21 protein-coding genes and 1 tRNA gene are annotated in these 16,160 nt (G+C 40.6%); 14 read left to right on the forward strand and 8 right to left on the reverse strand.

The window, feature by feature from the left end:
- Positions 1 to 26: 26 nt before the first annotated feature.
- Positions 27 to 117: transfer RNA gene (locus AUR67_RS09700), tRNA-Ser, on the reverse strand.
- 259 nt (positions 118 to 376) lie between these two features.
- On the opposite strand from AUR67_RS09700, the gene AUR67_RS09705 reads away from it, so the two are divergent.
- From AUR67_RS09705 to AUR67_RS09760, 12 genes are all read left to right on the forward strand, one after another.
- Positions 377 to 1,042, forward strand: a complete 666-nt coding sequence (locus AUR67_RS09705) for a Bax inhibitor-1/YccA family protein (RefSeq protein ID WP_058585113.1) — start codon at positions 377 to 379, stop codon at positions 1,040 to 1,042.
- 55 nt (positions 1,043 to 1,097) lie between these two features.
- Positions 1,098 to 1,451: a sulfurtransferase complex subunit TusD gene (gene tusD, locus AUR67_RS09710; protein ID WP_058585114.1), complete on the forward strand. Its 354-nt coding sequence runs from the start codon at positions 1,098 to 1,100 to the stop codon at positions 1,449 to 1,451.
- The gene (tusC, locus tag AUR67_RS09715; RefSeq protein ID WP_058585115.1) at positions 1,448 to 1,804 is read left to right on the forward strand and encodes a sulfurtransferase complex subunit TusC; all 357 of its coding nucleotides are present in this window, start codon (positions 1,448 to 1,450) and stop codon (positions 1,802 to 1,804) included. The genes tusD and tusC overlap by 4 nt, the downstream gene beginning before the upstream one ends.
- Positions 1,805 to 1,851: 47 nt before the next feature.
- Positions 1,852 to 2,067, forward strand: coding sequence for a DsrH/TusB family sulfur relay protein (locus tag AUR67_RS09720; RefSeq protein ID WP_235591819.1), 216 nt, complete (start codon positions 1,852 to 1,854; stop codon positions 2,065 to 2,067).
- A gap of 3 nt (positions 2,068 to 2,070) precedes the next feature.
- Positions 2,071 to 2,400: a TusE/DsrC/DsvC family sulfur relay protein gene (locus tag AUR67_RS09725; protein ID WP_058585117.1), complete on the forward strand. Its 330-nt coding sequence runs from the start codon at positions 2,071 to 2,073 to the stop codon at positions 2,398 to 2,400.
- A complete protein-coding gene (locus AUR67_RS09730; protein WP_058585118.1) occupies positions 2,400 to 3,047 on the forward strand; it encodes an rRNA large subunit pseudouridine synthase E in 648 nt (215 codons plus the stop codon). Before AUR67_RS09725 ends, AUR67_RS09730 begins: the two co-directional genes overlap by 1 nt.
- A complete protein-coding gene (locus tag AUR67_RS09735; RefSeq protein WP_058585119.1) occupies positions 3,040 to 3,474 on the forward strand; it encodes an NUDIX hydrolase in 435 nt (144 codons plus the stop codon). The genes AUR67_RS09730 and AUR67_RS09735 overlap by 8 nt, the downstream gene beginning before the upstream one ends.
- A 177-nt stretch (positions 3,475 to 3,651) precedes the next feature.
- Positions 3,652 to 4,752 (forward strand): tRNA 2-thiouridine(34) synthase MnmA, encoded by a 1,101-nt coding sequence (gene mnmA / locus AUR67_RS09740; RefSeq protein WP_058585134.1) that lies wholly within the window; start codon positions 3,652 to 3,654, stop codon positions 4,750 to 4,752.
- Complete coding sequence (gene hflD / locus AUR67_RS09745) at positions 4,752 to 5,354, forward strand: high frequency lysogenization protein HflD (protein ID WP_054561602.1); 603 nt, start codon at positions 4,752 to 4,754, stop codon at positions 5,352 to 5,354. The genes mnmA and hflD overlap by 1 nt, the downstream gene beginning before the upstream one ends.
- 33 nt (positions 5,355 to 5,387) lie before the next feature.
- Positions 5,388 to 6,758, forward strand: coding sequence for an adenylosuccinate lyase (gene purB, locus AUR67_RS09750; RefSeq protein ID WP_054561603.1), 1,371 nt, complete (start codon positions 5,388 to 5,390; stop codon positions 6,756 to 6,758).
- A gap of 73 nt (positions 6,759 to 6,831) precedes the next feature.
- Positions 6,832 to 7,977 (forward strand): cupin domain-containing protein, encoded by a 1,146-nt coding sequence (locus tag AUR67_RS09755; RefSeq protein ID WP_058585120.1) that lies wholly within the window; start codon positions 6,832 to 6,834, stop codon positions 7,975 to 7,977.
- Positions 7,978 to 7,989: 12 nt separating this feature from the next.
- Entirely contained in the window at positions 7,990 to 8,448 is a 459-nt protein-coding gene (locus AUR67_RS09760; protein WP_054561605.1) for a GNAT family N-acetyltransferase, read from the forward strand.
- 54 nt (positions 8,449 to 8,502) lie between these two features.
- Here AUR67_RS09760 and AUR67_RS09765 read toward each other — a convergent pair whose 3' ends face one another.
- The 6 genes from AUR67_RS09765 to AUR67_RS09790 all read right to left on the reverse strand — a co-directional run bounded on the left by AUR67_RS09765 (position 8,503) and on the right by AUR67_RS09790 (position 13,716).
- Complete coding sequence (locus tag AUR67_RS09765) at positions 8,503 to 8,949, reverse strand: DUF4826 family protein (protein WP_054561606.1); 447 nt, start codon at positions 8,947 to 8,949, stop codon at positions 8,503 to 8,505.
- Between the two features lie 113 nt (positions 8,950 to 9,062).
- Positions 9,063 to 9,593, reverse strand: a complete 531-nt coding sequence (locus tag AUR67_RS09770; RefSeq protein ID WP_058585121.1) for a DUF924 family protein — start codon at positions 9,591 to 9,593, stop codon at positions 9,063 to 9,065.
- 9 nt (positions 9,594 to 9,602) lie between these two features.
- Positions 9,603 to 10,847, reverse strand: coding sequence for a lipoprotein-releasing ABC transporter permease subunit (locus AUR67_RS09775; protein WP_058585122.1), 1,245 nt, complete (start codon positions 10,845 to 10,847; stop codon positions 9,603 to 9,605).
- Positions 10,837 to 11,535, reverse strand: coding sequence for a lipoprotein-releasing ABC transporter ATP-binding protein LolD (gene lolD, locus AUR67_RS09780; RefSeq protein ID WP_054551414.1), 699 nt, complete (start codon positions 11,533 to 11,535; stop codon positions 10,837 to 10,839). The genes AUR67_RS09775 and lolD overlap by 11 nt, the downstream gene beginning before the upstream one ends.
- Positions 11,528 to 12,745, reverse strand: a complete 1,218-nt coding sequence (locus AUR67_RS09785) for a lipoprotein-releasing ABC transporter permease subunit (protein WP_058585123.1) — start codon at positions 12,743 to 12,745, stop codon at positions 11,528 to 11,530. Before AUR67_RS09785 ends, lolD begins: the two co-directional genes overlap by 8 nt.
- Before the next feature lie 89 nt (positions 12,746 to 12,834).
- Positions 12,835 to 13,716, reverse strand: coding sequence for a LysR family transcriptional regulator (locus AUR67_RS09790; RefSeq protein ID WP_082665611.1), 882 nt, complete (start codon positions 13,714 to 13,716; stop codon positions 12,835 to 12,837).
- A 110-nt stretch (positions 13,717 to 13,826) separates the two neighbouring features.
- On the opposite strand from AUR67_RS09790, the gene AUR67_RS09795 reads away from it, so the two are divergent.
- Together AUR67_RS09795 and fghA are read left to right on the forward strand one after the other, a co-directional pair.
- Positions 13,827 to 14,948: an S-(hydroxymethyl)glutathione dehydrogenase/class III alcohol dehydrogenase gene (locus AUR67_RS09795; protein ID WP_058585125.1), complete on the forward strand. Its 1,122-nt coding sequence runs from the start codon at positions 13,827 to 13,829 to the stop codon at positions 14,946 to 14,948.
- A 55-nt stretch (positions 14,949 to 15,003) separates the two neighbouring features.
- Complete coding sequence (gene fghA / locus AUR67_RS09800; protein ID WP_058585126.1) at positions 15,004 to 15,840, forward strand: S-formylglutathione hydrolase; 837 nt, start codon at positions 15,004 to 15,006, stop codon at positions 15,838 to 15,840.
- 14 nt (positions 15,841 to 15,854) lie between these two features.
- Here fghA and AUR67_RS09805 read toward each other — a convergent pair.
- Positions 15,855 to 16,160, reverse strand: a 306-nt coding sequence (locus AUR67_RS09805; RefSeq protein WP_082665612.1) for a hypothetical protein, incomplete at its 5' end; no start/stop codon positions are given.

Below are 16,160 nucleotides of genomic sequence, written 5' to 3' on the forward strand. Positions count from 1 at the left end.
CCCGCTTACGCCAGTAGTAAAAATAATGGTGGAGAGATAGGGATTTGAACCCTAGAGGGGCTACAAACCCCTGCCGGTTTTCAAGACCGGTGCATTCGACCACTCTGCCATCTCTCCGACGGCGTGCATAATAGATAATGCGGCCGTGCTTGTGAAGCTTTTTTTTCAAAAAACTGTTTAAGTGATTAAAAAACAATTAATTTGCTCAGCATTAGTACAACAGCGTTTAGATTGTGCGCAACATTGAACTTTTCGATTATTTATCTTGTCTATTGATCCACAATAGTTTGCCCAAATATATAACTCTTGATAGGCTTAGTTCAGTTTAATAATTGGAACTAACGAACGTATAAGTTCATTTAAAGGAGCTCTAACAATGGCGTTTAATCAATCGTACAATACTGCAAGACCAGTAATGTCGACTATTGAAACCAATAAAGTTTTAAAGAATACCTATTTCTTACTGGCGATGACACTGGCATTTAGCGCAGTGACAGCAGGTATATCAATGGCAATGAATCTACCTTATTTTATGGGGTTAGTATTTAGCTTGATTTCACTTGGTGTGCTTTTTGTTGTTCACAAAAAGGCAGACAGTGCTTCAGGAGTTGCTTGGGTATTTGTTTTCACAGGTTTGATGGGCGCAGGGCTTGGTCCAATGCTTAACTACTACGCTGCAATGCCAAATGGCCCTATGCTTATTATGCAAGCGTTAGGCTCTACTGCGTTAATCTTCTTTGGTTTGTCGGCCTATGCGCTTACCACTAAAAAAGACTTCTCATTCATGGGTGGCTTTTTAACTGTGGGTTTAATCGTGGTTATTATTGCAAGCCTAGTTAACTTATTTATTGGCAGCTCAATTACCTTTATGGTTATTAATGCTGCAGTTGTGCTAATTATGTCTGGTTTAATCTTATTTGACACTAGCCGTATCATTAATGGCGGCGAGACTAATTACATCCGCGCAACAGTTGCTTTATACCTGAACGTATATAATTTATTTACATCTCTTCTTTACCTACTTGGTGGAAGTGATGACTAATTAAATAGTTCTGCTAAAATAGCCCCTTTCTAGGGGCTTTTTTATTGGATGCGTTTTGGCACAATTTGTACTTTCTCTTCATACCGCGCCGACCGATCACGACACAACTCAACGGCTAATTAAATATGCACAGGCCTGTCTTGACTCTGGTCACTCAATTGCAGCTATCTTTCTTTATCAAGCTGGTGTTTACCACGCAAGTAACCATTTAGAACTTGCCAGCGACGAGCTTCCAATTAATCGCTTGTGGCAGTCGTTAAGTGAGCAAGAGATCCCTCTACTGCTATGTGTCACTGCTGCTGAAAAGCGTGGCTTAGATATCAATAACACAGGCGTGTTTACCGTCGCTGGGCTTGCAGAATTTGCGATGCTTGTCAGTGAAGCGGATAAATGGGTGCAATTTAAATGAAAAACATTTTAGTAATAAGCCAACATAGCCCATTTGATGATCAACATATTCGTGAATCACTCGACACCACACTAATTTTTGCCGCTATTGAACAAAACATTAGTTGGCTTCTAAGTGGTGAGGCTGTTTTAGCTTTGAAAAAAAATCAACAACCAGAGCAGCTTGGCATTAAAAACTATTTTAAAACCATTAAAACCCTTGAGTTATACGATGTTGAAAACATATATGTATGTGAAAAGTCGTTGATGGATTTTAACCTTTCAGAAGATAGTCTGATTATCGATGTTAAAGTAGCTAACTTTGAGCAACAGCGAGACTTAATTAGCCAACAGCATCAGGTGGTGACCTTATGAGTACCTTGCATATTTTTTCAAAACCCTTAGCTCACTATTGCAATAATATGTTGGCAAATTTAATTTCTTCAGAAGATACAGTACTACTTGTTAGTGACGCTTGTTATAACAACATGCAGTTTAAGCAGTTCTCTTCAGCAATTCATTTACTTGAAGAAGATGCTGCAGCCCGTGATATTTCATTTAATCAAGGCGATATCGCAATAAACTATGCGCAGTTTGTAGAAATGACTTTAAACGCAAAAAACACGATTACTTGGTAAACCATGCTTGAATTTAATAACAAACAGATAGAAACAGACAAACAAGGGTATTTACTTGATTCAAGCGATTGGTGTGAAGAGCTTGCACCCATTATTGCTGAGCAAGAGAACATTACCTTAAGTGAGCAGCACTGGGAAGTTGTGCATTTTGTGCGTGATTTTTACGTAGAGTACAACACCAGCCCTGCAATACGCATGCTGGTCAAAGCAATGGCCCAAAAGCTAGGTGAGGAAAAAGGTAATAGCATGTATTTGTATAAGCTATTCCCTAAAGGCCCAGCAAAGCAAGCGACTAAAATTGCAGGTTTACCTAAACCGGCTAGGTGTATTTAATGGTTAATAAAGGCAATAGCAAACCACGTCGCAGTAGCGGTCGTACTTATTCAAGGCCGACTCAAAAACGCCAAGTTAAAAAAGCAATTAGCCCTGAGCAGCGTAAAGTGGTGCTATTTAACAAACCATTTGATGTGCTTTGCCAATTTACCGATGACCAAAACCGCAAAACGCTTGCCGACTTTATTACTATTAAAGACGTGTATGCAGCAGGACGCCTAGACAGAGATAGCGAAGGACTGTTGCTTCTTACCAACTGCGGTAAATTACAACACACACTTACTGAACCCAATAAAAAAACAGCTAAAACTTATTGGGTGCAAGTAGAAGGTGATGTTACTGATGAGGCTATCTTTGCACTTAACAAAGGTGTAGAGCTTAAAGATGGCATGACCAAGCCTGCCAAAGTTAGGCGTATTGACGAGCCGTCAATTTGGCCACGTACCCCGCCCGTTCGCGAGCGCAAAAACATACCAACCAGCTGGCTAGAAATCTCTATCACTGAGGGGCGTAATCGCCAAGTTCGCCGTATGACAGCGCATGTTGGCTTCCCTACTTTGCGCTTAATTCGTTACAGCATTGGTAACTATACCCTTGATGGATTAGATAATGGCCAGTTTAAAGTAGTGAAAAACCCTGATGCATAAACCCAATGTCACAGTGGCCGCCATCGTCACATGCCAAGACAAATTTTTACTTGTTAAAGAGCGCGATAAACACACAGGTGATATTTGCTATAACCAGCCTGCGGGTCATTTAGAAGCCAATGAAACCTTATCAGAAGCAGCTCATCGCGAACTTATTGAAGAAACAGGCATTAGCCTTAATGCCAATCACCTTGTTGGCATTTATAATTTGCATGCCGCAAATGGCGTTCACTATATGCGTTTTAGCTTTGCTTTTAATAGCCCAGAGCTGTTTGAACCATCTCCCCAAGATGATGACATTCTTAGCGCAGATTGGTTTAGCCTTGAGCAAATTAAAAACCTGCCACTTAGAAGCCCTCTGGTTTTAAAATGCATTGAAGATCATATAGCTGGTAAAGCCTACCCACTTAGTTTGATTTATCAATAACCGCTGTGATTTTGGCTGGTTTGGGTGTCTAAAAGTTTGCTATGCCCAAACCACTATTACTCGCAATCAATACCTTGCCTAAATCGCTTTTAATTCCAACTGAAACTCGCATCTTGAGGTGGTTTGGGTATATAATATCGGCCTTTCCATAGCAGTTAAAAAATGACAGCGAATATTATGAGCGAAAATAGTCACATTAAAGTCATCGTGGGTATGTCCGGCGGTGTTGATTCTTCTGTATCAGCGTATTTATTAAAGCAACAAGGCTATCAAGTTGAAGGCCTGTTCATGAAAAACTGGGAAGAAGACGATAATGATGAATATTGCGCTGCAGCTGAAGACCTACAAGATGCACAAGCTGTATGCGATAAGCTAGGTATTGAGCTTCACACTGTAAATTTTGCAGCCGAATACTGGGACAACGTGTTTGAATACTTTTTAGCAGAGTACAAAGCAGGTCGTACACCAAACCCAGACATCATGTGTAATAAAGAAATCAAATTCAAAGCATTTTTAGAATTTGCAGCACAAGCACTTGGTGCTGATTACATCGCTACTGGCCACTATGTTCGCCGTGAAAAGCGCGGTGATAAATTTGTAATGTGTCGTGGCCTTGATGACAACAAAGATCAAAGCTATTTCTTATACACTCTAAGCCATGAGCATATTGCGCAAACACTTTTCCCTGTTGGCGATATTGCCAAGCCTGAAGTACGCCGCATCGCTGAAGAGCAAGACTTAATCACCCACGATAAAAAAGACAGTACCGGTATTTGTTTTATTGGTGAGCGTAAATTTAAAGACTTCTTACAGAAGTTCTTACCAGCACAGCCAGGTAAAATTGAAGATACCGATGGCAACGAAGTGGGTGAGCACGAAGGCTTGATGTACCACACACTTGGTCAACGTAAAGGTCTATTAATTGGCGGCATGAAAGAAGGTTCGGGTGAACCTTGGTATGTAGTTGATAAAGACGTTGATCGTAACGTATTAGTGGTTGGTCAAGGTAAAGACCACCCTCGCCTGTACAGCAATGGTTTAAATGCAAACCAGCTTCACTGGGTTGACCGCGAAGGCCCTAAAGGGACCACACGCTGTACTGTTAAAACTCGTTATCGCCAAGAAGATATCAGCTGTACTTTACTTGTTGGTGAAGATGGTATGGCACGCGTATTATTTGATGAGCCACAAAAAGCAGTGACACCGGGCCAATCAGCCGTATTCTACGCTGACGAAGTATGTTTAGGTGGTGGTATTATTGATTCGGTGATCAAATAATGACAGAGCACCAAGTCATGGCTTTAGCTGCCATGTGTCAAGTTGCTAAACAAGTACAAAAAGTTGCGCAATATGGCCAAGGCAGTGATCACGAATTAGAAAAATTACTAAACTGTATTGTCGAAACATCACCAAATAGCCCTGAAGACGTGTATCAGGGTAAACATAATTTACGTGAAGGCTATCGCATTTTGATTGCACAGCTTTCTGCCGGCGCAGACAAAGACGTCGAAATCGTAAAATATGTGGGTGGTTTAATGCAATTAGAACGTGCATTAAGTTCAAAACAAAACAGCTTAAATGAATTAGGTCGTCGCATTGATGATGTTAAACGTCGCCTCGACCATTTTGCTATCACAGATGATACTGTAGTAGCAGCGCTTGCTGATATTTACTCATCGGTGCTAAGCCCCCTTGGGCATCGTATTCAAGTGTATGGCAAGCCAGAGTTATTAAAACAGCAGCTCACGCAAAACAAAATTCGTGCCCTATTATTGGCCGGAATTCGTAGTGCCGTGTTATGGCGACAAATGGGCGGTAAACGCCGTCACTTTTTCTTTGCAAAAAGAAAAATCCTCGCCATTGCTAAACAATCAATTTAATTATCGTTCAAACTAGACAATTTAGGAGTCATTATGGAGCTTTCAGCGTTAACCGCTATCTCTCCGGTAGATGGTCGCTATGGCAGCAAGACCACGGAACTACGCAGTATTTTCAGCGAATTTGGTTTAATCAAATACCGTGTAACTGTTGAAGTTCGTTGGTTACAAGCTTTATCTGCAGCAAGCGCAATCAAAGAAGTACCGGCATTTAGCGACGAGGCTAATGCTTTACTTAATGCCATTGTTGATAACTTTAGCGAAGCTGATGCAGCACGCGTTAAAGAGATCGAGCGCACAACTAACCATGACGTAAAAGCAGTTGAATACCTACTTAAAGAAAAAGTAGCTGATAACGCAGAGCTTAACGCAGTTAACGAATTCATTCACTTTGCCTGTACTTCAGAAGACATCAATAACCTGTCTCACGGTTTAATGCTTACCGAAGCGCGTGACAAAGTATTACTTCCATACTGTGACCAACTTCTAAATGCATTAAAAGAAAAAGCAGTTGAGTACAAGTCAGTTGCAATGATGACACGTACCCACGGTCAACCAGCTACTCCTTCTACAATGGGTAAAGAGTTTGCAAACGTCTACATGCGCTTAAAGCGTCAACGTGACCAAATTGCTAACGTAGAAATGTTAGGTAAAATCAACGGTGCAGTAGGTAACTACAACGCTCACCTAAGTGCATACCCAGATTACGATTGGCACAGCCACGCTGAGCAGTTCGTAACGAGCCTAGGTTTAACGTTCAACCCGTTCACAACACAAATCGAGCCACACGATTACATTGCTGAGTTATTCGATGCAGTTGCACGTTTCAACACTGTATTACTTGATTTTGACCGTGACGTTTGGGGCTACATTGCACTTAACCACTTCAAACAAAAAACAATCGCAGGTGAGATTGGTTCATCAACTATGCCTCACAAAGTAAACCCGATTGATTTTGAAAACTCTGAAGGTAACTTAGGTATTGCTAACGCTATCTTTACTCACCTTGCGCAAAAACTACCTGTTTCTCGCTGGCAACGTGACTTAACTGACTCAACAGTGTTACGTAACCTAGGTGTTGGTATGGGCTACACACTTATCGCTTACCAAGCGACATTAAAAGGTGTTAGCAAGCTTGAAGTAAACGAAGAGCGTTTATTAGCAGAACTAGACCAAAACTGGGAATTACTAGCAGAGCCAATCCAAACGGTTATGCGTAAATATGGTATCGAAAAGCCATATGAAAAACTTAAAGACCTTACTCGTGGTAAACGCGTAAACCAAGAAATCATGGCTGATTTCATCGATGGTCTTGAGTTACCTGAAGAAGCAAAAGTAGAAATGAAAAAATTAACTCCGGCTAATTACATTGGTCGTGCTGTTGAGTTCATCGACAACTTAGCTTAAATTCAATTTAAGACTTAAAAAAGCGAAAGGCCTTCCTTTCGCTTTTTTTATATCAATTCGCTTAGGTCATGTTATGTATCAATTAACCATCAATTCATTAACCCAAGAGCAATTTTTAGCTGAGTATTGGCAGAAAAAACCATTACTTATAAAGCAAGGCTTCAAGGATTTTGCAGATCCGATTGAGCCCGAAGAATTGGCCGGTCTTGCCATGGAAGAAAGCATTGAATCACGTATTGTGACCAATCACTCAGATGATTGGCAAGCATACCATGGTCCTTTTGAAGACTTTAGCTTGCTAACTGAAAAGCACTCAACATTACTGGTGCAAGCAGTTGACCATTGGCATAGCGATGCAGCGCAACTACTGGAGCCATTTCGCTTTATTCCAAACTGGCGTATCGATGATTTAATGATCAGCTACTCTACCCCGGGTGGTGGCGTGGGTCCGCATTTAGATCAATACGACGTGTTTATTATTCAAGGTGAAGGAAAACGCCACTGGCGAGTTGGTTTACCTGATGCGAACTTAAAGCAATTTGCACAAAATAAGAGCCTGTTACAAGTTGAGCAATTTTCTGCCGTGATCGACTGTGTGTTAGAGCCGGGAGATATTCTCTATATTCCACCAGGTTGCCCACATGAAGGTTACGCAGTTGAAAATGCACTTAATTACTCTGTAGGTTTTAGAGCGCCAAATCAACGCGATTTATTATCACAATTTGCCGATCACCTCATCGATACTGAGCTTGGTAATCAACGATATGGTGATGCAGAGCTTAAGTTGCGTTCATCTAAAGGTGAACTTAACCAAACTGAAGCAGAAAAAGTAAAGCAACTTATGATTGCTGCGATTAATGATGACGCAGTATTCAAGACTTGGCTTGGTAACAGTATGAGTCAGCCAAAACATGACATGGATTTAGCGCCTTTAGAGGAGCCATATACACTAGATGACGTAAATGACTTACTCAATGATGAAGACGTTGTTTTTGAGCGTTTAGGTGGTACCCGTGCCATTTATCAAGTAATTGACGATAAAATACTTTTAAGTATTAATGGTGTTAATTATATGCATGATTTAACTGACCTTGAATTAATAACAAAGCTCACAGATCAAACCTGCTTGACCTCTGCTGACATAAATAGTTCAAAAAATAATCACATTTTCTTGAAAACCTTTACTACACTTTTAAATGAGGGTATTTGGTTTTGTTAGGAGCGTGTGTTTATGAGCTATCAAATAGATGAAGTTGAATGGAGTATCGACAAGGAACTCTTACAACAGATCAGAGAGCGAGTATTTGTATGCGAACTACATATTCCTAAAGACATTGAGTTTGATCATTTAGATAAAACAGCACATCACGTACTCGTGACCGACGAGTGTAAATGCCCAGTTGCCACTGGGCGTTTATGTAATGATGGCCTCATTGGGCGTATTGCAGTTTTACCTGAACATCGTAACCGTTCGGTTTACAAATCATTATTGAATTACTTAGTAGGCATGGCTGAAAAGCAAGGCTGTGATTGCGTCAGCATTAATTGCATATTGAACGAAGTAGATAGATTTAAACGAAATGGTTTTTCGGCTGATGGCTTAGTATTTATGGAGGCTGGTATTCCAAGGCAGCGAATGCTCTGCCCTATTAAGCAATTTGATACGCGGCCATTCACTTTGGTGCATTAAGGTATATGTTAAATAAAAAAGCTGAATAACATTATTCAGCTTTTTTATTAGAAGTTATGCAGGCTCATTTTGCCACATTTCTTCTTTTTCAAATAGCTCATATAAACCATGAGCACGGTTGATTAACAGGTTAGCAAAATCAACTTTGGTTTTATCTACCGCACCTGATTGCATTAGCTGATCAGCCTTCATTTGCCACTGCATTGAGAAATAACGTAATACTTCACGTGCATTATTTGCTGCACTTGCTTCAGCGTGATCGGTAGGTAAACGACCGGTGATCACCCAATAGCTCTTACCGTTTTGTGCTTTAAATTTCCAAATCGCTACTAATGGCGCAATAAAACGGCTTTCTTTTTCTACAACAGTTTGCGGAATAACGCCTTTTTCAGCTAAATGCTTTTGTGCATTTTGGAAACATTCTCTTTGCCAAATAACACTTTGTTTTTGCGCTTCGGCTTGTTCTTCTGGTGTTAATGGTCTTGCTTGTTTTTGTTCCATGGTGGTTACTCTTTTACAACATTTCTGACACTTTAAGGTTTAAAATGGCGCTGTGCAAGTGTTTACGGGCAATCAAAGAGCATTTAAATTTACTTGCGTACTATTCAATCAACTCAGAAAGAAGAGTTAGGCTCTGTTAAAAATTGCAGCTCTTCAGCTGTTGATTCACGACCTAAAACTTTATTGCGATGTGGGTAGCGACCAAACCTATCAATAATCACTTTGTGCTTTAGCTCAAATTCATAATTAGTCATGCCTTTAAACAATTGTTCAGCTTGCTGATGAATAACTTTCGATTCACTGTGCATAAACGGCATATAAATAAACGTAGCTTGAGAGCTAGGTAACTTTTTATCAAAGCCAAGTTCAATTGCTCTTTGAGCGAGACTTAGTGCTTGCGGGTCTTGGCTAAACGCTTTCACCGTATTACGGTAAATATTGCGTGAAAACTGATCTAACACGATAATTTCAGCTAAAGAACCTAGAGCGTCAACTCGCCAATCAGCATGCTCGCCAGCGATAACCTGCAAAAGGCATTCTGAAAACTCACGCGTAATTAATGCATCAACTTCATCTGATTGTTGATACCAAGCTTCTGGGCCTAATTCCTCAAACCAAAAATCGATAATCCTTTGCTTATCCATAAACACTCCTTAATTACCAAGAACTTTTGCAGGGTCAACTCGGGTTGCTTGCCACGCAGGGTATAAGGTTGCCAAAATAGCGAGAACAAAAGTAACAATCACCGTGATAACAATATCTTGCCAAACTAGTTTACTGGGTAAAAACTCAATAAAATAAACCCCTTGTAACGGGTTATCGCCAAATAAGTTACTTGCCCAAGTGAACAGTTCACTGATGTTTAACGCAAGCATTACACCGATGATCGTGCCTAATATCACACCAATTAAAGCTTGTGTAAAACCTTGCATTACGAAGGTTGCTAAAATGGTGCTATCTTGTGCGCCCATGGTTTTTAAAATTGCGATATTTGCCTGTTTTTCACGTACTTCCATCACTAAAGACGAAACAATATTAAAACTCGCTACCGCAATTATTAAAAACACCACGATATACACAATCGTGCGAACCATTTGAATATCTTGATATAAGCTACCCTGGGTTCTAAACCAACTCGAGACATAGACATAATCAGGAATAACTTGCCCCACACGCATCGCCGTTTGATGAGCTGCGAACACATCAGCTACTTGTAATCGTAAGCCGGTTACTTGGTTTTGCTCAAAATTCAACACACTTTGCGCTTTATCAAGGCGAATGAAAGCCGCCGTTTCATCAATTGGGCCACCCATTTTTATAATACCCGCAAGATTCAAGCTAACACGCTTTGGCGCCAATAAAGTGTTACTTTGCTGGTTTATCTGTGGGATTAATAAGGTAACTGGGTCGCCAATTTTAAGACCTAATCGGTTAACGATTTGTTGGCCTAAAAGCACATCTTCTTGTTGTAGCTGGCTAACTAAGCGCCCTTCTGTAAATTGGTTTAACGCCGACACTTGGTTTTCAAATTCAGGGCTAACACCTCGCACTTCAACTGCTTTTAACTCACTTTTATATTGCGCCATGCCGTTTACACTAATAAACGGCGCAGCACCTGTTACACCGGCTTGAGAGCGTAGTAAAGCAACTTTTGACTGCCAATTATTGATTGGTTTGTTAGGGGCAACATATTCAACCTGAGGTACAACCGATAAAAGCCGATGTACTAGCTGCTGCTCAAAACCATTAATAACTGATAAAGCAACAATTAGCACAGCGACACCTAAAAGTATGCCGATTGTCGATGCTTTAGCGATAAAACTAACAAAACCGTTTTGTCCGTCTTTTTGGCCACTATGGGCGCGAAAGCGTTTTGAAATAAAGGCACTAAGCAACATGCTGAGACTCTTTAATTGCAAGCTTACCATCATCTAAATAGGCAATTTTGCCTAGTTTATCTGCAAGTTCTAAATCATGGGTTACCACAACAAAACTGGTTTTTAAGCTAGTATTTAATTCTTTAATTAAATCGTAAATCTTAATTGCGTTTTGTTTATCTAAGTTTCCGGTTGGTTCATCGGCAAGCACCAAAGCAGGCTCGGTTACTAATGCACGTGCTATTGCAACCCGCTGCCTCTCACCACCTGATAACGCCGAAGGTTTATGTTCGCTACGATGAGATAACCCAACTTTATCTAGCATGTTACGGGCTTTTTCGGTTGCCGCTTTTGCACTTAAGCCTTTAATTAATAATGGCATTGCAACATTTTCGATGGCAGTAAATTCCATTAATAGATGGTGGAATTGATAAATAAAACCCAAATTTTCATTACGGAAACTGGCTTGTTGTTTACGGTTTAATTTAGAAACCTGCTGACCTTTAATTTCAACCTTGCCTGAGCTTTCGTTATCTAAGGTGCCTAATATATGCAATAAGGTACTTTTTCCTGAGCCAGAGCTCCCTACAACAGCTAACATTTCGCCTTGTTTAAGTGCTAAATCAACCCCTTTTAATACCGCAACCTCGTTATCGCCATCTTGATAGACTTTATTTAACTGCTGACAATTGATAACTAAATCACTCATAACGTAATACCTCTGCTGGATTCACTTTTGCAGCTTTTCTGGCAGGATACAAGGTAGCTAAAAAGCTCATCGCAATACTCCCTGCGGCAATTAAACTCAAACTCATAACATCAAATTTAACGGGTAAACTCACGCCCGCTAGTAAATTGATGCCTAACATATTCAATAATTCATTAATGTTGCTACTTAATAGCACACCAAGTAACGCACCAATACTGGTACCGATAAGGCCGTTATATAAGCCTTGGATCATAAACACGTGCTGCACTTGTAACGGAGTTAAGCCCAGTGTTTGTAAAATAGCGACTTCACTTTGCTTCTCACTGACCATCATGGTTAATGCTGAAACGATATTAAACACCGCAACGAGCACAATTAAGCCAAGTAACATCGACATAATGCGCTTTTCCATTGCCACAGCGGCAAATAGTGTGCCTTGGCTAGCTCGCCAATCAGTCACTGTGTAATCGTTTAAAATAGCTAACTGAGATTGCAATACTTGCTCAACAGCAAATGGTTCATAAAGCGATACACTCAAATTGGGTGCTGCTGATTTTGCTAGTTTTAAAACTCTGCCTAACGAATAGCCACTGGTAAATGCCAATGACATATCAATTTCTGACTGTGTTTCATAAAGTGCAGCAACGGTAAACAAGCGCTGACTCGGTACTCGACCAAGTGGGGTATACGAACTGGCATTAGGCATGATCACCCGTACTTTATCCCCAAGCGAAATACCCAATTTTCGACTCAAATAGCGGCTAATCGCAATATGGTAGTTGCTGTCCATTACTTGTGACCAATTGCCGGCAACAATTTTATCTTTTACGTTATAGATGGAGCTTCCTTCATCATAAAGGCCTTGTAACAATACGCCGTGCAAATCTTGGTTAGTTTGTAAAATGGCTTCGCCATGGCGGTATAGGTTAACTTGTTTAACATCTTGAGAATTTGCTAGTTGCTGCTTTAACTGCAGCATGGTTTCTTTCGAATTATCTTCGGCTGATACTTCAATATGTGGAATTAAACCAAGCATGTTGGTTTTAAGGTTATTTTCAAAGCCATTCATTACTGAACTAACTGTAAACAAGGCCATTAAACCAATAGCAATGCCCGCGATAGAGAAAAATGAAATAAATGAGATAAAGGCATTGCCCTTTGAGGAGCGACTATATCTCAGCCCTATAAAAAGGCTAACAGGTTGAAACATAATAAATTATGGGTATTCCAAGGGCTAAATATGCGCTCATATTAGCATAGATTTAGCTAGCATGGGATGCGCGAAATTGTAAAAAATAATTATAAATCTGATACTTGAACAGTAGCAACCAAATGGTCAAGTAATGCTTTTACATTGGTTGCGATAAACTGCCTTGGTGGATACACCCCCCATACACCTTCAGGTTCCGGTGCAACATTCGAAAGTACAGCACTCAACCTGCCATTGGCTAGGTGGTCATTGACATAGTAATCTGGTAATTGCACGATGCCTAACCCTTTGATAGCAGCGTCAACCAAGGCCCAACCACTGTTACAGGCCAAACGCCCTGCCACTTTGATGTGCTTGTCTTGGCCCTGCTCTTTTACCCGCCAGTAACTGTTATTACCAATCAGGCAATTGTGCTGATGTAATTCACTTACACTGTGTGGTTGGCCGAATTTATTGATATATTCAGGGCTACAACAAATAACAAGCCTGCGCTTACTAATGCGCCGTGCTTTTAAAGATGAATCTTTTAAATGACCAAGCCGAATAGCAAGATCATACCCATCTTCTAGTAGATTGACTTGCTCATTGCTTAAATGGCTGATCACTTCAATATCTGGGTGCTTTTGCATAAATGAATGTACCGCAGGCATGATGAAACTTTCACCATACATCACAGGAGCTGTTAGTTTTATACTACCTTTTGGTGTCAGTTGCTGCTCTGCAAGCAGTGCCGTGGCATCATCCATGGCATGCTGTAATTGTTTAGTTTGATGCGCAAACACCTGTCCTTCTTGCGTTAGCACCACTTTACGGGTTGTTCGAGTTAACAATTGGGTGTTTAATCGCTCTTCTAATTGACTGACATAACGGCTTACATGGGCCACTGACATACCCAGTAGTTTACTTGCTTTTGTAAAACTGCCTGTTTCTGCTACCGCTAAAAACTCATCAATTCCGTGCCAACGATTCATTATTACCATACTGTAAAAGTGTTTTAATAAAACGAAGATTATCATTCATTGAGAAACAAATAAAATAGACTAAGTTTAATACTTACTTCCAACAACTATAAGGGAACGTTATGACTGATTTTATTAAATCAAAAGCGGCTATCGCTTGGGGTCCAAATCAACCACTATCAATTGAAGAAGTGGATGTAATGATGCCTAAAAAAGGCGAAGTGCTTGTAAAGATTGTTGCTACAGGTGTTTGTCATACCGATGCATTTACATTATCTGGTGAAGACCCTGAAGGTATCTTCCCAGCAATCCTTGGCCATGAAGGCGGCGGTATTGTTGAAGCTGTAGGTGAAGGCGTAACACATGTTGAAGTAGGCGATCATGTTATTCCTCTTTACACTGCTGAATGTGGCGAGTGTAAAATGTGTAAATCGGGCAAAACAAATTTATGCTCTGCGGTACGTGAAACGCAAGGTAAAGGTTTAATGCCTGATGGCACAACGCGTTTCTATAAAGATGGTCAACCAATTTATCACTACATGGGTTGCTCTACCTTCTCTGAGTACACTGTATTACCTGAGATTTCACTTGCTAAAGTAAGCAAAGAAGCGCCTCTTGAAGAAATTTGTTTACTTGGTTGTGGCGTAACAACCGGCATGGGTGCTGTTACTAAAACAGCAAAAGTTCAAAAAGGCGATACTGTCGCTATTTTTGGCTTAGGTGGTATCGGTTTATCGGCGATTATCGGTGCCAAAATGGCTGGCGCTGAACGTATTATTGGTGTTGATATCAACACCAGTAAGTTTGATCTTGCTACTAAATTAGGCGCAACTGATTTAATCAACCCAAATGACTACGACAAACCAATCCAAGAAGTCATTGTTGAAATGACTGACGGTGGTGTTGATTTCTCATTTGAATGTATCGGTAACGTTAATGTAATGCGCTCTGCACTTGAGTGTTGCCACAAAGGTTGGGGCGAATCGGTAATCATTGGCGTTGCAGGTGCAGGCCAAGAGATCTCTACTCGTCCATTCCAACTGGTAACAGGCCGTGTATGGCGTGGTAGTGCATTTGGTGGCGTTAAAGGTCGCTCTGAGCTACCAGAGATTGTTGAGCGCTATATGAATGGTGAGTTTGCGTTAAACGATTTCATCACACACACCATGAAACTTGAAGATATCAATGAAGCTTTCGACTTAATGCACGAAGGTAAGAGCATCCGCTCAGTTATTCATTATTAATCTTTTAATTTGGCGCTAGGTTGATTCCTAGCGCCTTTGTTTCAAGGATTTGGTTATGCTAGAAAACATAAGCTCAACAAAAGTCAGCGGTGGCTGGCATAAACAATATACCCACCAAGCTAGCAGCACACATTGTGCTATGCGCTTTGCGATTTTTTTACCGCCAGGTGCCAGCGAAACGAATAAAGTGCCAGTGATGTATTGGTTGTCAGGTTTAACCTGTACAGATGAAAACTTTATGCAAAAAGCCGGAGCATTTAAAAAAGCGGCTGAACTAGGTATTGCTATTGTCGCTCCAGATACTAGCCCGCGCGGTGAAAATGTGCCTGACGATGAAAACTACGATTTTGGTCAAGGTGCTGGTTTTTATGTCAATGCGACTCAAGCGCCTTACAATGTGCACTACAACATGTACGACTATGTGGTTTCTGAATTACCTGCACTTATCGAAGCGCACTTCCCTGTGACGACAAAAAAAGCCATTGCTGGTCATTCTATGGGTGGTCACGGCGCATTGATGATTGCACTTAAAAACCCTAAACAATACGTCAGCGCCAGTGCTTTTAGCCCGATTGTGAACCCGATTAATTGCCCTTGGGGTGAAAAAGCGTTCAGTAATTACCTAGGTAGTAATAAAGCAAGTTGGCTTGAATACGACAGCTGTGAATTAATGAAAAATGCCGTCGCTGATGATTATTTACCGATGCGTATTGATCAAGGTGAGGCCGATAACTTCTTAACTGAGCAACTCAAAACTGAGAACTTATTTGCTGTCGTAAACGAAAAAGATTACCCAGCTGAGATCAACATGCACGCGGGTTATGATCATAGTTACTTCTTTATCAGCAGCTTTATTGACGAACACCTGATGTTTCATCAAAAGTATCTGTAATTAATAGTTAATTTTTAGTGTGAGGGCTTAACTTCCTCACACTCTTTAATACTCCGTGTGATTTGCCTGCAAACTAATTGCGGTTGTTCTTCTTTTGGTTTGAGTAAGCCAATAACAGCGCTATCAATTTCAAAGCCTAACTTTGCGAATGAAAAGCCTTCAGAGTCCGTTACTGTGCTGTTAGTTTGATTTGCATTTGTAGTTGCAAGATTTGTTGGTTGTGAGTTTTTTGCGTAGCCATCGACTATTGACCCCGCCACTGTACACCCCACTAATTGGTAGCTTACTAAGCAAATAACAAGTTTTGAAAAGCTAATCTT

It is taken from the genome of Pseudoalteromonas sp. XI10 (assembly GCF_001469895.1).
Classification (GTDB): domain Bacteria; phylum Pseudomonadota; class Gammaproteobacteria; order Enterobacterales; family Alteromonadaceae; genus Pseudoalteromonas.